Source organism: Corallococcus sp. CA054B (assembly GCF_003611625.1).
Taxonomy (GTDB): Bacteria; Myxococcota; Myxococcia; order Myxococcales; family Myxococcaceae; genus Corallococcus; species Corallococcus coralloides.
Map to the genome: position 1 here is coordinate 18,095 of NZ_RAVY01000109.1, position 14,994 is coordinate 33,088.

A 14,994-nucleotide genomic window follows, 5' to 3' on the forward strand; every position below is an offset into this window, starting at 1 on the left:
TTCCACTCAGGGGCCCCCGCTCAATCAGCTCCTGACCTCGCGTCAGGGGCGCTAAAGACGTCCTATGGCTGCCAGATACTTTGCGCTCTCGGAAGATGTCCAGGAAGGCGTCTGGGTCCTGGAGGTCCCCTGGAATGAGCTGCGCCAGGAAGAGGAAGACCCCTGGATGTTCACGAAGGGGAGCCGTGTCCACGTGGAAGGTCACCTGACCGTTCCCATCGGAGACCCCGGCCGCCCCCACGACTTCTGCCGGATTGCCTTTGGTCTGACGCCCGTCATTCACGTCAAGCTGGCGAATGTCCTTCTGGAGCATGCGGCCGACGACGTGCAACTCATCCCCGTCACCATCCCGAAGCATCCCGACCAGTACGCACTCCTCGTTGCCACGAAGCTCATTCGCTGCATCGACGAGAAGGCCTCCACGGAGGTTCGCTACTGGGAAGCCCAGCACGGTCGTCCGGAAAAGATGGGCCAGTACCGCTCCGTCTACGGCATGCGCATCGACAAGTCGAAGGTGGGTGACGCGAAGATCTTCCGTCCCTGGGGATGGAACGTCTCACTCATCGTCTCCGAGGACCTGAAGTCAGCGCTGGAGCGCACTGGCGCCACCGGAATGTACTTCACGGAGGTTTGATGAAGACGCCCGCCGTGCGTCCAGGCCGCTAGAGTCCAGCGTCCGGAGGACTTCGCCCATGCCCCGTATGGACAGCTTCGTGGAGTACACGGTCGAACTGCTGGAGCCGCTTGGCCCGGTGCAGGCCCGCTCGATGTTCGGTGGTTGGGGCCTGTACTTCGGCGGCCGGATGTTCGGCCTCATCATCCAGGGCCAGCTCTACCTGAAGACGGACGACGTCACCCGCCCCGCCTTCGAGGCCGAGGGCTGCCGGCCCTTCATCTACCAGAGCCGCGGCAAGGAGCAGCCCATGAGCTACTGGACGCCGCCCGCGGACGCCGAGGACGACGGCCGCCGGCTGCTGCCCTGGGCCCGCCGCGCCGTGGAGGCCTCCAACCGCGCCGCGATGAAGAAGGCCGCGAAGAAGGCTCCAGTAGCCAAGAAGCCTGCCGCGAAGAAGAAGCCCGCCGCGAAGAAGAAGCCCGTCAGGCGGTCCTGATGTTGGCCACGTCGCCGAGCCCCAGCTCGGCGATGGACACCTCGCGCATGCGGAACTTCTGCACCTTGCCGGTGACCGTCATCGGGAAGCTGTCCACGAACTTCCAGTGGCGGGGAATCTTGAACGTGGAGATGCGGCCCGTGCAGAACGCCGTCAGCGTCTCCGGCGTGAGCGAGGCGCCGGACTTCAAGCGCACCCACGCCATCACCTCCTCGCCGTACTTCACGCTGGGCACGCCGATGACCTGCGCTTCGGAGATGTCCGGGTGCGTGTGGAGGAACTCCTCCACCTCGCGCGGGTACACGTTCTCGCCGCCCCGGATGATCATGTCCTTGATGCGGCCGACAATCTTGACGTAGCCCTCCCCGTCCATGGTCGCCAGGTCACCGGTGTGCATCCACCCCGCCCGGTCGATGGCCGCCGCCGTGGCCGCCGCGTTCTCCCAGTACCCGAGCATCACGCTGTAGCCGCGCGTGCACAGCTCCCCCGGCTGCCCCAGCGGCACCACCGCGCCCGAGTCCGGATCCACCACCTTCACCTCCAGGTGCGGATGCACGCGGCCCACCGTGGCCACGCGCTTCTCCAGCGTGTCATCCAGCGGGTTCTGCGTGGACACGGGCGACGTCTCCGTCATGCCGTAGCAGATGGTGACCTCCCCCATGTGCATCCGCGACTGCACCTGCTTCATCACCTCCACCGGACACGGCGAGCCCGCCATGATGCCGGTGCGCAGCGTGCGCAGGTCGAACTCGCCAAAGCGCGGGTGGTCCAGCTCCGCGATGAACATCGTGGGCACGCCGTAGAGCGACGTACAGCGCTCGGCCTGCACCGTTTGAAGCACCGCCAGCGGGTCGAACGCCTCGCCCGGAATCACCATGGCCGAGCCGTGCGACGTGCAGGCCAGGTTGCCCATCACCATGCCGAAGCAATGGTAGAAGGGCACCGGAATGCACACGCGGTCCTCCGGTCCGTAGCGCAGCACCTCGCCCACGAAGAAGCCGTTGTTGAGCACGTTGTGGTGAGACAGCGTCGCGCCCTTCGGGAAGCCCGTGGTGCCGGACGTGTACTGGATGTTGATGGGGTCATCGAACTGGAGCGACAGCTCGCGCGCCTCCAGCACGTCGTCACCCATGCTCGCGCCGCCCTTCACCAGCCGGTCCCAATCCGAGTCCAGCACCAGCGCCTCGCGCAGGCCCGCGCACCGGGGCCGCACCTCCGCCAGCATCTGGGTGTAGTCCGTCTGCCGGAAGCCCTTCGCCAGCAGCAGCACGCTCACGCCCGCCTGGTTGAGCGCATACTCCAGCTCCGACGTGCGGTAGGCCGGGTTCAGGTTGACCAGGATGGCGCCCGTGCGCGCGAGCGCGTACTGCGACACCGTCCATTCGAAGCGATTGGGCGACCAGAGCCCCACCCGGTCCCCCTTCTGGATGCCCAGCGCCAGCAGGCCCTTGGCCACCGCCGTCGTCGCGTCCCAGAACTGCCGCCAGGTGACGCGGTAGTTCTGAGAGGCCACCACCAGCGCCTCGCGGTCACCGTAACGCTCGACGGTGCGGCGCAGGTTCTGACCGATGGTCTCCCCCAGCAGCGGGGTGGTGCTGGTGCCATGGGCATAGGACAGGGCGGTCATCATGACCTCATCGTCCCCAGGGTGCCCCGGGTGGGCAAGCGTCAGCGGGGAGCAGGGCCTCCGGCTGTCCGCTTGTACCCGCCGACGCACTCGCTACGGTCGTGGGCTTTCCCGGGGGATTCACATGCGCCTGTCGCAGTTGCTCTGCCGTGGGTTGTGGAGCTTCGCCTTGCTGTCCGTCCTTCATGGGAGCGCGGCCCTCGCGGCCGGGGAGACGCCCATCGTCGTCGGCACCCGCATCACGCTGACCTCCAAGGTCCTGGGGGAGGAGCGGCCGCTGATGATCCACCTCCCCGGCGGCTACGAGGCCGCTCCCACCGAGCGATACCCGGTGCTCTACGTGCTGGACGCGGAGACGCACTTCGTCCACGTCGCCGGCATGGTGGAGTTCCTGGCACGGACGCGGCACCTCCCGGAGCTGATCGTCGTCGGGGTCCCCAACACGACGGACCGCGACCGCGATCTCACCCCGCCGTTCTCCAAGACGGAGCGCGTCGATGACGGCCGGTTGCTCTCCGAGGTCGCGCCCACGGCAGGCCATGCGGACACCTTCCTGCGCTTCTTCACCGAGGAGCTCGCCCCTGCCGTGGAGGCGCGCTACCGCACGCAGCCCTACCGGATCCTCGTGGGCCACTCGTTCGGCGGCCTCTTCGCGATGCACGTCCTCACGCACAAGCCGGAGAGCTTCAACGCCTACGTGGCCATCAGCCCGTCCATCCAATGGAACTCCAGTGAACTGCTGCGCACCGCGCCGGAGGCCTTCACGCGTCTCGCCGCGCCGGGCCGCGCGCTGTACCTGTACGAGGACGCGGAGGAGACGCCCAACGTCGCCCGCCTTCGCACGCTCACCCAGGAACTGCGCAGGCGAAAGTCCGCGAACCTCACGTGGCGCTACGACGAACTGCGCGGACAGGACGACCACGCGAGCCTCCCGCACATCGGGACGTACGAAGGGCTGCGCTTCCTCTTCAACGGCTGGAAGGTCCCCGAAAAGCTCCAGCTGACCGGAGACCTGGCGCGCCTGGAGGCGCACTACGCAGGGCTGTCCAAGCGCGTGGGCTATCCGGTGGTGCCCCAGGAGCTCCTGTTCAACCAGGTGGGCTATCACCACCTGAAGGGCAAGCGTCTTCCCCAGGCGATCGCCGCCTTCGAGCGCAACGTCTCGCTCCACCCTGACTCCGGCAACGCGCACGACAGCCTGGCGGATGCCCTGGAAGCGGCGGGACGTCTCCAGGAGGCCCTGACGCATTGCGAGCGCGCCGTCTCACTGGCACGCGAGCATCGGGACCCGGACCTGCCGCACTACCAGAAGCACGCGGACGCGCTCCGCGCCCGGCTCGCCGCGCAGCCCGCGCCCTGAGCGACGGAGGGCCAGGAGGCTCAAGGGGCAGGAGCGAAAACCGGCTTCCGGCGTGGCCGCCGCACGCGGTCCACGCCCTGGCACGCGGCGCAGAAGTAGAGCGTGCGTGCCGCAAGCACCTGCCCCGTCACCTTCGCGCCACAGCGAGGGCATGGCAGGCCCGCGCGGCTGTACACGCAGAAGCGCTCCGCCCGCTTGCGTCCGGGCGATGGCAGCGGCGGCGCCCCCGGCGTGACGATGAGCCCGTCGCGCACGCCGTCCTGCAACAGCGCGCGCATCGCGCCCCACAACCGGTCGAACGCGTCCCGCTCCAACTCACACGCGGGCAACAGCGGCGGCAGCTTCGCGACGAACAGCGCCTCCGCCCGCACGATGTTCCCCACGCCCGCGATGCGTCCCTGGTCCAGCAGCGCCTGCGCCAGCGGCATCCGCCCCCGCGTCAGCCGCGCATGCGCCCGGTCCGGTGACGCATCCACGCGCAGCGGATCCTCACCCAGCCTCGCGCGCAACGCGGCCTCTTCTTCCAGCGACAACAGCTCGCACGCAGACGGCCCCGACAGGTGCAGCGTCGCCCCGTCCGAAGTCAGCCGCAGCCGGCACGCCGTGGACGGCTTTGGCGCGTCGTTCCGGAAGTGACGGATGCGCCCGAAGAGCCCCAGGTGGATGTGCAGCCGCACGTCCCCTTCGAACGTGTGGAACAGGTGCTTGCCGTGCGCATCCACGTTCAGCAACGCCCGTCCGGACACCCCGTGCGCCACCTCGCCCCGGCCCTGGGGTGAATCGGCCGTGAACCGCCGCCCCACCAGCCAGCGTCGGTGGACCCGGGCGACCCGGTGGATGCTGTGACCCTCAGGCATCCCCCTGGGTAATCCCCGCCGCCCCGCGTCGCCGTGGCGCACCGCATCCCGGCCCCTGGACGACCGGGCATCCGCGACGTTTTCCCGCCAACGGCATCCACGTCCAGACCCCAGCCGTTACGCCCCGGGGCGCCGGAAAAAGCCCAATCCCGCCGCCATCAGCCTTTCCGGCGCCGGAAACAAAGAAAACACCGTCACAGCACGTTATTCTGACGCAACGCCCCATGGACGATCCGAACGCCCGACTGGTTGCCACCCTGCTGGAGGCGCGGCAGCGCCACTGCTTCCCCCCGGACGTGCGCAAGGCGGCGCCGGAGTTCGTCGCGCAGGTGCTGGGGCTGCTCTTCCCCCACTTCGCGGAGCGGCTGGAGTGCAACGCCGCCGCCGTGCGCCGGGACGTCACCGCCGTGGAGGCGAGCCTCCAGCGCATCCAGACGCTGCTCGCGCCGCACTACCCCGTCTCGGACGCGGGCATGGCGTCGCGCTTCATGGCGAAGCTGCCGGACCTCTATGAGTGGCTCCAGCAGGACGCGCGCGCCATCTTCGAAGCGGACCCCGCCGCGCGCAGCGTGGACGAAGTCGTCCTCACCTACCCGGGCTTCTACGCCATCGCCATCTACCGCGTGGCGAACGCGCTGCACCGGCTGAACTTCCCCCTGCTGCCGCGCCTGCTCACCGAGTACGCCCACCAGCGCACCGGCGTGGACATCCACCCGGGCGCCACCATCGGCCGCAAGTTCGTCATCGACCACGGCACGGGCCTGGTCATTGGCGAGACGACGGTGATTGGCGACAACGTGAAGCTCTACCAGGGCGTCACGCTGGGCGCGCTGATGGTGGAGAAGGCGCTGGCGGACAAGAAGCGCCACCCCACCATCGAGGACGACGTCGTGGTGTACGCGAACGCCACCATCCTCGGAGGCGGCACGGTGGTGGGCAAGGGCAGCATCATCGCCGGCAACGCGTGGCTCACGCAGAGCGTGCCCGCCAAGTCCGTCGTCACCCGCCGCAGCGAGGTGCGCGCGCGCCACGGCGAAGAGGGCCTGGACGTCCTCGACTACCAGATTTGAGTCTTCCCCACGCAGTGCCCGTTCCCATTCACAGGAGACGCCATGAAGGTCGACAACATCCTGCAGACCATTGGCAACACGCCGCACGTGCGCATCAACCGGCTGTACCCGTCGCGCGTGACGGTGCACCTGAAGCTGGAGCGCGCCAACCCGGGCGGCAGCATCAAGGACCGCATCGGCCTGGCGATGATTGAAGACGCGGAGAAGAAAGGCCTCCTCAAGGAAGGCAGCGTCATCATCGAGCCGACGAGCGGCAACACCGGCATCGGCCTGGCCATGGTCGCCGCGGTGAAGGGCTACAAGCTCATCCTGGTGATGCCGGAGTCCATGAGCATCGAGCGCCGCCGCGTGCTCGCCGCCTACGGCGCCCAGTTCGACCTGACGGAGCGCGCCAAGGGCATGAAGGGCGCCATCGCCCGCGCCCAGGAGCTCGTCGCGCAGACGCCCAACGCGTGGATGCCGCAGCAGTTCGAGAACGAGTCCAACATCGAGATCCACAAGCGCACCACCGCGCAGGAAATCCTGAACGACTTCCCGGAGGGGCTGGACTACCTCATCACGGGCGTGGGCACCGGCGGCCACATCACCGCGTGCGGCGAGGTGCTCAAGGCGAAGTGGCCCAAGCTGAAGGTGCTCGCGGTGGAGCCGGTGAAGTCCCCCGTCATCAGCGGCGGCCAGCCGGGCCCGCACCCCATCCAGGGCCTGGGCGCGGGCTTCATCCCGAAGAACCTGCACACGGACATCCTCGACGGCACCGTCCAGGTGGATGAGAAGGACGCCTACGAGTTCACCCGCCGCGCCGCGCGCGAGGAGGGCATCTTCGTGGGCGTGTCCTCCGGCGCCGCGCTGTCCGCGGTGAACCAGAAGCTGGCGGAGATGCCGGACGGCAGCCGCGTGCTCGCCTTCTGCTACGACACCGGCGAGCGCTACCTCTCCGTGGAGAACCTCTTCCCCGCGCAGTAGCCGTCGTGCACCCCGGTCCGGGTGGAACGCCTCACCCGGGCCGGTACGCGCGCACCAGCTCCACCAGCCGGTCCATCTCCTCGGGCGTGTTGTAGAAGTGCGGCGACAGGCGGATGCGCCCGCGCCGGACGGAGTGGGACACCGTCTTCTCCGCCAGGTACGCGCTGAGCGCCCGGACGTCCGCGCCCGGCGGCAGGAAGGTGAGGATGCCCGCGCGGTCCTTCGGCTCGGGGCCCACGTCGCAGCCCAGGCCGCGCAGGCCCGCGTCCAGCTGGGCCAGCAGCTCGCCAATCCGCGCGCCGATGGCGTCCGTCCCCACCTCCAGCAGCAATTCCAATGCGGCGCCCATCGCGTAGATGCCGGGGTACGCGGCGCTGCCCTCCTCGAACTTCGCCGCGTCCGGGCGCAGCTCGAAGTGCGAGCGATTGAAGTTCCACGCGTCGGTGGTGCTGCGCCAGCCCACCAGCGCGGGCCGCACGCGCGGCAGCACGTCCTTCGCCACGTACAGGAAGCCGATGCCGGAGATGCCCAGCATCCACTTGTGGCTGTCCGCGCTGAGGAAGTGCACGCGGCTCTTCTTCACGTCCACCGGGATGCAGCCCACGCTCTGGATGCCGTCCACGCACAAGAGCACGCCCGAGCGCTCACACAATGCGCCCAGCGCATCCAGGTCCGTGCGGTGGCCGGTGGCGAACTGCACCGACGACACCGCCACCAGCCGCGTGCGCGGAGTGAGCACGGACGCCACCGCCTCCGGCGTCACGCCGCCATCCGGCGTGGGAATCTCACGGACCTCCACGCCCCGGTTCTTCAAGTGCAGCCACGGGTAGACGTTGGAGGGATACTCGAGGCTCGTGGCGACGGCGACCTCGTCTCCGGGTTGCCAGTCCAGGCCTTCCGCCACCAGCCCCAGGCCGTGGCTGGTGTTGCGCACGAAGGCCACCTCCTCCGGTGACGCGCCGATGATGCGCGCGGCGAGCCCGCGCACCTTCTCGCTCTGGGCCTCCCAGCCGCGCTCATGGAGGACGCCGTGATTCACCACGTCGTCCATCCAGGCCTTCACCGCGGCGGCGGCGCGCGTGCTCGTGGGCGCGACCCCGGCGTGGTTGAGGTAGAGCTGTTCCTTCAGGACGGGGAACTCGGCGCGGTAGGACTCGAACGGGGCACTCATGGGTGGCGAGTGTAGCCCCCCATCCACCGCGCACGGCACGCTCCGCAAGCCCCGTCGACTACAGGACGACCAGCAGGCCCAGCGACGCCGTGGGGTACACCGTGCGCAGGCCCAGGTTGCTGTTGCCCACCTGGAGCTCGCGCACGTCCGTGAAGGTGAAGCCCGGGCCCGCCCGAGCCGACAGGCCCACCCGTCCGGAGCCCGGCCGCCACATCACGCCCAGCGTCGACTCCAGGAAGGCCGTCGTCGTGTAGTCCTTGCGGTCCGGCATCGCCGCGCCGTCCGGGCGCGCGACGAACTCCTCCAGGCCCAGCGTCATCCCCACGAACGGACGCACCGTGCCGTCCGCCAGGAAGGCCAGCGTGTAGCGGCTGTCCACGCCCACGCCGAAGTTGAGCTTCACGTCGGCGCTGCCCACGTTGCTGAAGCGCGCCTTCGCGCCCAGCGACCGGTTCCACCCGCCCGCGCGCCCCAAGAGGCCGAACGCAAATCGCGAGTCCCTCGACGGCGCGACCTCCGCCCGGATGCCGTACAGCGAGCCGTCCAGCGCGGGCGGCTGCAGCTCCAGCAGGAACGCCCCGCGCCGCTGCTGCTCCTGCCCCGTGGACGAGGACGCCATGTCCTGGGCCATCGCCGGCACCGACACCAACGCCGCACCCACCGCCACCGCCTTCACCCACTGCATCGACCGCCTGGACTCGACTCGCATGGCCCGTCTCCTTCGGTTTAGCCGGACGACTAATTTAGTCACACGACCAACTAAGACTGACAACGCGGGATGTCAAGGCGACGAGCGGACGCCGGCCTTGCGGGGGTGGGAGGCGGTGCCCTATGGGTCTGGGATGCCATCCCCCCGCCGTGGCAAGACGCCGCCTCCCCCCGCTGCTCCGGAGCCTGACGCCCGAGCGCGCCTCATCGCCGCCGGCCAGCGCGTGTTGGGGGAGCGCGGCTACGACGCCGCCACGGTGAAGGAGGTGGCGCGCGAGGCCGGGGTGAACCAGGGCCTGGTGCACTACTACTTCGGCAGCAAGGACGCGCTGCTGCTGGCCGTCACCCAGGAGGCGAGCCGGCAGTACCTGTCGGAGCTGGAGCGGCTGCGCGCGCAGACCCCGGCGGAGGAGCTGGCGCAGACGGCCTTCGCCTGGGGCGAGAAGCTGGCCACGGACGCGCCGGGCACGTGCCGGTTGCGTTACGAGCTGTTCGCGCTGGGCCTGCGCAACCGGGAGCTGACGCCCGCCGTCGCGCAGCTCCTGGGCCAGGGCGACGAGGAGATCGCCCGCACCGTGGCGCACGTGCGCACGGGCCACGATACGGCCCCCACCGCCGAGGACCTGCACTACGCGGTCATCATCAAGGCGTGCGTGGACGGGCTCGCGCTGCACCACCAGTTGGACAAGAGCTTCGACCCGCTGCCCGTGTACGCGCTGCTGCGGCGGATCATGCTCGCGAGCATCGAGCAGCCCGCCCCGCCCCGCGCGCCCGCGCGCAAGCCGAAGGCCCAGGGCCGTCGCGGTGCGCGCTCGCCACGCGCGCGCAAGACGCCGGGCCCTCGCCGCCGCTGAAGGCAGCGGCCAGCGCCAGCCCCAGAACAGACGTTCAACATTCAGTGGCATCGCCAACCCGGCGGGGCGCAGGATGCCTCGCATGGACTTCCAGCCCTCCGCCAGGACGACCGAATACCTGGAGCGCGTGAAGCGCTTCATGGCTGACCACATCGAGCCGGTGGAGGCCGAGTACCTCCAGGCCCTGCATGCGATGGAGGCCGGTGGCGACTGGCGCCAGTGGAAGGTGCCGCCCGTGATGGTGGAGCTCAAGGCCCGCGCGAAGGCGGAAGGGCTGTGGAACCTCTTCCTCCCGGACGCGAAGCTGGGCGCGGGGCTGAGCACGCTGGAGTACGCGCCGCTCGCGGAGCAGATGGGCCGCAGCTTCATGGCGCCGGAGGTCTTCAACTGCAGCGCCCCGGACACCGGCAACATGGAGGTGCTGTGGCGCTACGGCTCTCCGGAGCAGCAGGAGCAGTGGCTGAAGCCGCTGCTCGCGGGCGACATCCGCTCGGTGTTCTGCATGACGGAGCCGGACGCGGCGTCGTCGGACGCCACCAACATGCAGGCCACCGCCGAGGTGGACGGCGACCACGTGGTCCTCAACGGCAAGAAGTGGTGGTCCAGCGGCCTGGGCCACCCCAACGCGAAGGTGGCCATCTTCATGGGCCGCACGTCGCAGGCGGGCGCGGACCGCCACCACCAGCACTCCATGGTGCTGGTGCCCATGGACGCGCCGGGCGTGGAGATCATCCGCATGCTGCCCGTGTACGGCGACCATGACGCCCCGCACGGCCACGGCGAGGTGCACTTCCACGACGTGCGGCTGCCGGTGTCCGCGCTCATCTCCGGGCCGGGCATGGGCTTCGAGATCGCGCAGGGCCGCCTGGGCCCGGGCCGCATCCACCACTGCATGCGCTGCATTGGCGCGGCGGAGCGGGCGCTGGAGCTGATGATCGACCGGGGCATGGGCCGCACCGCGTTCGGCAAGCCGCTGATCAACCTGGGCGGCAACCGCGAGCGCGTGGCGGAGGCGCGCATCGCCATCGACCAGGCGCGCCTGCTCACGCTGTACGCGGCGTGGAAGCTGGATGACGTGGGCGCGCTGGGCGCGATGACGGAGATTTCGGCCATCAAGGTCGTGGCGCCCAACGTGCTCCAGAAGGTGGTGGACGACGCCATCCAGGTGCACGGCGGCGCGGGGGTGTCTCGCGACACGCCGCTCGCGGGCTTCTTCGCCCAGGCGCGCAGCCTGCGCATCGCGGACGGCCCGGACGAAGTGCACAAGGGCGTCATCACCCGCATCGAGCTCGCCAAGCGCGGCTTCAGCAAGGGAGGTTGAACATGACGGCTTCGGTCTCCATCCCCCTGGACGAGGGCAAGGCCGTGCGCTCCGGCGAGGCGCTGGACGTGCCCGCGGTGGACGCGTGGCTGAAGGCCCAGGTGCCCTCGCTCCAGGGCACGCCGGAGGTGACGCAGTACACGGGCGGCGCCTCCAACTGGACCTACCGGCTCAAGTACGAGAACCGCGACCTCATCCTGCGCAGGCCGCCCTCGGGCACCAAGGCGAAGTCCGCGCACGACATGTCGCGCGAGTACACGGTGCAGCAGGCGCTCAAGCCCGTGTACCCGGTGGTGCCCACCATGGTGGGGCTGTGCCAGGACCCGGCCGTGCTGGGCGCGGAGTTCTACGTGATGGAGCGCATCCCCGGCCTCATCCCGCGCAAGCACCTGCCCAAGGGGCTGAACCTGGACAAGACCCGCACGCGCCAGCTTTGCCTCAACGTGGTGGATCAGCTCATCGCGCTGCACGGCGTGGACGCGCAGTCGGTGGGCCTCCAGTCGCTGGGCAAGGGGCCGGGCTATCCGCAGCGGCAGATCTCCGGCTGGTCCGACCGCTACGAGAAGGCGCTCACCTGGAACGTGCCCCGGATGACGCGCACGCGCGAGTGGCTGGCCGCGCACGTCCCGCCGGACATCAAGACGTGCATCATCCACAACGACTGGCGCTTCGACAACGTGGTGCTCAAGCCGGAGGACCCCACGCAGGTCATCGGGGTGCTGGACTGGGAGATGGCCACGCTGGGCGACCCGCTGATGGACCTGGGCAACACGCTGGCCTACTGGGTCCAGGCGGATGACGACGCCTTCCTGCGCATGACGCGCCGTCAGCCCACGGACCTGCCCGGCATGCTCACGCGCGAGGAGGTGGTGGCGTACTACCTGGAGCGCACCGGCCTGAAGCCCGCCAACTGGACCTTCTACGAGGTCTACGGCGTGTTCCGGCTCGCGGTCATCGCGCAGCAGATCTACTACCGCTACCACCACAAGCAGACGCGCAACCCGGCGTTCAAGAACTACTGGCTCATCGTCAACTACCTGGCCTACCGCTGCCGGCAGCTCATCAAGAAGGCGGGGGGCTGAAATGGGCGCGCTCTACCTCATCCGCCACGGCCAGGCGTCCTTCGGCGCGAAGGACTACGACAAGCTGTCGGACGTGGGCGTGCAGCAGGCGCGCGTCCTGGGTGAAGCGCTGCGCACGCGGCTGCCGAAGGTGGACGCCGTGGTGACGGGCACCCTGCTGCGCCACCGCGAGACGGCGGACGCGTGCCTCCAGGCGCTGGGCCTTGAGCTTGCGCCCGTGCGGACGCCAGGGTTCAACGAGTTCGACCACGAAGAGGTCGTGCACCGGCACACGCCGCGCTACGCGGACTTCGCCGTGCTGCGCGAAGAGCTGGCCGCGACGAAGGACCCTCGCCGCGCGTATCAGGACCTGTTCACCCAGGCCGTGGGGCGCTGGGTCGCGGGCGGACACGACAGCGAGTACCGGGAGTCCTGGAGCGCGTTCAAGGCGCGCTGCCTGGAGGCGCTGGCGACGCTCGTGGCCTCGCTGGGGCCCTCCAGGACGGCGCTGGTGTTCACTTCCGGCGGCCCCATCACGGCCATCAGCCAGGACCTGCTGGGCATCCCGGATGAGCACGCGTTCCGGACGAACTGGACGCTGGCGAACTGTGGAGTCACGAAGGTCATCTACAGCGAGCGGGGCAGGTATCTGTCGACTCTCAACGAGCACGGACACTTCGAGGGCGAACACCGCGCGCTCATCACCTACCGCTGAGGTGGGGGCTCGCGTAGCGTGAGCCCATGACGCGGTGTCTGCTCAACATCGACCTGGGGGAGCTGCCCGGGGAAGACGAACAGCTCTACGCGCTCGCGCACCTGGCGAACATCGCCTGCGGAGGCCACGCGGGAGATGCGGCGTCCATGCGGCGGGCGCTGGAGCTGTGCGAACGACACGGCACGCTGGCGGGCGCGCATCCGTCCTACGCGGACCGCGAGAACTTCGGGCGCAAGGCGCTGGACGTGGCGCCAGAGGTGCTGCGCGCGCAGGTATCCGAGCAGTGCGGACAGCTGGCCGTGCTGTCCCGCGAGCGCGGCGTTCCGGTGCGGCACGCGAAGCCGCATGGAGCGCTGTACCACGCGGCCAACAAGTCCCCGGCGCTGGCGCGCGCGGTGGTGGATGGCGTGGTGGAGGCGCTGGGGACGGACGTCACGATCGTGGGGCCCGGCACCGGCGCGTTGAGCGACGCGGCGCGGGCGGCGGGGCTCGGGTATGCGCGCGAGGGCTTCGCGGACCGGGGCACGTTGCCGGACGGTTCATTGATTCCGCGCGGCCAGCCCGGCGCGGTGCTGACGGACGTGAGTCAGGCGCGCGAGAACACGGTGCGGCTGGCCACGGGCGGCACGGTGGACACGCTGTGCGTGCACGGCGACACGCCGGGCGCGGTGGTGCTGGCCCGCGAGGTGCGCGCGATGCTGGACGCGCTGGAGCAGCCGCCGGAGCCGCTGGGAGACAGCGCGTTGCGGCTGGTGTTGCCGGAGTCGGTGGACCGGGGCTTGGCGCGCGAAGCCCTGTCCGCGCTGCCGGGCGTGCGGGACGCGGTCATCACCGAGTCCCACGCCTGCGTGTACTTCGATCCGGAGACCCCGCCCGAGTCCCCGGCGCTCGTGCTGACGCGGCTGCGCGTGGCGCCGGTCATGCACGTGGAGCATCCGCTCATCCGCATCCGCGTGCGCTACGACGGCGAGGACCTGGCGAAGGTGGCCGAGCACGCGGGCCTGACGGTGGAGGAAGTGGTGCGGCGCCACACGGCGCGCGAGTACCGGGTGCGCTGCGTGGGCTTCCTGCCGGGCTTCGCGTACCTGGGGGACGTGGATCCAAGCATCGCGTGTCCCCGGCTGCCGGTGCCGCGCACACGGGTGCCAGCGCTCGCGGTGGGCATCGCCGGGACGCGCACGGGCGTGTACCCATTCGCGTCACCGGGAGGCTGGAACCTCGTGGGCACCGCGCTGGACTTCACCGCCTTCGACCCCCAGCGCGGCACGGAGCTCCAGCTGGGAGCCCGCGTGCGCTTCGAGCGGGTGGCGACATGACGGCGTGGCTGGAAATCACTGGACTGGGCGCGCCCGCGACCGTGCAGGACGGAGGGCGACCCGGCGTCATGCATCACGGCGTGCCGCCCGGCGGCGCGTGGGTGCCAGAGCTGCTCGCCGCGGCGAACCGCGCGGTGGGCAATGCACCTGGTGCCGCGGCGCTGGAAGTCTTTGGCCGGATGGAGCTGCGCGCCCGGGGCCGCGACATCCATGTGTCCGTGGATGGCGAAGCCCCCAGCCTCCTTGAGGACGGCGCCACGCTCACCGTGCCCGCGCCCACCCAGCATGCCGTGCGCTACGTGGCCGTGGACGGCGCGCTCGCCGTGCCTGAAGTCCTCGGAGGCCAGGGCACGCTGTGGGTGGCCCGCCTGGGCGGCTGGGAAGGCCGTCCCCTGCGCACTGGCGACCGGCTCCCGCTGGGACCTCCCGGCACCGCCCCCTCCCCTGCCGACCTGTCACGTCTCACGGAGGCCCTGGACCCCGCCGCCCCGCTGCGCGTGCTCCTGGGCCCGGATGCCTCCCGCTTCAGCGACGCGGCCGTGGCGCTGCTCCTGGGCAGCACCTTCACCGTGTCGCCCTCCAGCGACCGCGTGGGCCAGCGGCTGGACGGACCTCCCGTGCCCCACGGCGACGAGGGCGGAGGCACCTGCCGTCCCATGGTGCGCGGCGCCATCCAGGTCACCCTCTCCGGCACGCCCATCGTGATGGGCCCGGACCACCCCACCACCGGGGGCTACCCCCTCATCGCCGCCGTCATCCGCGCGGACTGGGGCCGCCTGGGGGCCCGCCGCCCGGGCGCTCCGGTGCGCTTCCAGGCCGTGACCCTGGAGGTCGCTCGCGACGCCTGAAGGACCCACCC

15 protein-coding genes are annotated in these 14,994 nt (G+C 70.2%); 11 read left to right on the forward strand and 4 right to left on the reverse strand.

Translation table 11 applies throughout. The features are described 5' to 3' along the window. Positions 1-64 precede the first annotated feature (64 nt). Both D7V80_RS24400 and D7V80_RS24405 read left to right on the forward strand, forming a co-directional pair. Positions 65-634, forward strand: a complete 570-nt coding sequence (locus D7V80_RS24400; RefSeq protein ID WP_120590448.1) for an imm11 family protein — start codon at positions 65-67, stop codon at positions 632-634. Positions 635-692: 58 nt separating this feature from the next. After that, positions 693-1,112, forward strand: a complete 420-nt coding sequence (locus D7V80_RS24405; protein ID WP_120590449.1) for a TfoX/Sxy family protein — start codon at positions 693-695, stop codon at positions 1,110-1,112. Here the strand turns inward: D7V80_RS24405 and D7V80_RS24410 are convergent. Then, positions 1,099-2,742, reverse strand: coding sequence for an AMP-binding protein (locus tag D7V80_RS24410; RefSeq protein WP_120590450.1), 1,644 nt, complete (start codon positions 2,740-2,742; stop codon positions 1,099-1,101). The genes D7V80_RS24405 and D7V80_RS24410 overlap by 14 nt on opposite strands. Positions 2,743-2,908: 166 nt before the next feature. On the opposite strand from D7V80_RS24410, the gene D7V80_RS24415 reads away from it, so the two are divergent. Then, on the forward strand, positions 2,909-4,099 hold the full coding sequence (locus D7V80_RS24415) for an alpha/beta hydrolase-fold protein (RefSeq protein WP_158616696.1): 1,191 nt from the start codon (positions 2,909-2,911) through the stop codon (positions 4,097-4,099). 20 nt (positions 4,100-4,119) lie between these two features. Here the strand turns inward: D7V80_RS24415 and D7V80_RS24420 are convergent, their stop codons facing one another. Beyond that, positions 4,120-4,956: an Fpg/Nei family DNA glycosylase gene (locus D7V80_RS24420; RefSeq protein WP_120590452.1), complete on the reverse strand. Its 837-nt coding sequence runs from the start codon at positions 4,954-4,956 to the stop codon at positions 4,120-4,122. Positions 4,957-5,180: 224 nt separating this feature from the next. Between D7V80_RS24420 and epsC the strand changes: the two genes are divergently transcribed. Together epsC and cysK are read left to right on the forward strand one after the other, a co-directional pair. Next, positions 5,181-6,026: a serine O-acetyltransferase EpsC gene (epsC, locus tag D7V80_RS24425; RefSeq protein ID WP_120590453.1), complete on the forward strand. Its 846-nt coding sequence runs from the start codon at positions 5,181-5,183 to the stop codon at positions 6,024-6,026. Positions 6,027-6,068: 42 nt separating this feature from the next. Then, positions 6,069-6,989 carry a cysteine synthase A gene (gene cysK, locus D7V80_RS24430; protein WP_120590454.1) on the forward strand — a complete coding sequence of 307 codons (921 nt, stop codon included), beginning with the start codon at positions 6,069-6,071 and terminating at the stop codon, positions 6,987-6,989. Between the two features lie 31 nt (positions 6,990-7,020). Here cysK and D7V80_RS24435 read toward each other — a convergent pair whose 3' ends face one another. Together D7V80_RS24435 and D7V80_RS24440 are read right to left on the reverse strand one after the other, a co-directional pair. Beyond that, positions 7,021-8,160 carry an aminotransferase class V-fold PLP-dependent enzyme gene (locus tag D7V80_RS24435; protein WP_120590455.1) on the reverse strand — a complete coding sequence of 380 codons (1,140 nt, stop codon included), beginning with the start codon at positions 8,158-8,160 and terminating at the stop codon, positions 7,021-7,023. A gap of 58 nt (positions 8,161-8,218) precedes the next feature. After that, positions 8,219-8,869, reverse strand: a complete 651-nt coding sequence (locus tag D7V80_RS24440) for a hypothetical protein (RefSeq protein ID WP_120590456.1) — start codon at positions 8,867-8,869, stop codon at positions 8,219-8,221. 133 nt (positions 8,870-9,002) lie between these two features. On the opposite strand from D7V80_RS24440, the gene D7V80_RS24445 reads away from it, so the two are divergent. From D7V80_RS24445 to D7V80_RS24470, 6 genes are all read left to right on the forward strand, one after another. Further along, positions 9,003-9,722 (forward strand): TetR/AcrR family transcriptional regulator, encoded by a 720-nt coding sequence (locus D7V80_RS24445; protein ID WP_233585679.1) that lies wholly within the window; start codon positions 9,003-9,005, stop codon positions 9,720-9,722. An 82-nt stretch (positions 9,723-9,804) separates the two neighbouring features. Continuing rightward, complete coding sequence (locus D7V80_RS24450; RefSeq protein ID WP_120590458.1) at positions 9,805-11,043, forward strand: acyl-CoA dehydrogenase family protein; 1,239 nt, start codon at positions 9,805-9,807, stop codon at positions 11,041-11,043. Between the two features lie 2 nt (positions 11,044-11,045). After that, positions 11,046-12,125 carry a phosphotransferase family protein gene (locus tag D7V80_RS24455; protein WP_120590459.1) on the forward strand — a complete coding sequence of 360 codons (1,080 nt, stop codon included), beginning with the start codon at positions 11,046-11,048 and terminating at the stop codon, positions 12,123-12,125. A gap of 1 nt (position 12,126) precedes the next feature. Next, positions 12,127-12,819 (forward strand): histidine phosphatase family protein, encoded by a 693-nt coding sequence (locus D7V80_RS24460; protein ID WP_120590460.1) that lies wholly within the window; start codon positions 12,127-12,129, stop codon positions 12,817-12,819. A gap of 26 nt (positions 12,820-12,845) precedes the next feature. Beyond that, positions 12,846-14,135, forward strand: coding sequence for a LamB/YcsF family protein (locus tag D7V80_RS24465; RefSeq protein ID WP_120590461.1), 1,290 nt, complete (start codon positions 12,846-12,848; stop codon positions 14,133-14,135). Further along, entirely contained in the window at positions 14,132-14,983 is an 852-nt protein-coding gene (locus tag D7V80_RS24470) for a biotin-dependent carboxyltransferase family protein (protein WP_120590462.1), read from the forward strand. The genes D7V80_RS24465 and D7V80_RS24470 overlap by 4 nt, the downstream gene beginning before the upstream one ends. Positions 14,984-14,994: the final 11 nt, after the last annotated feature.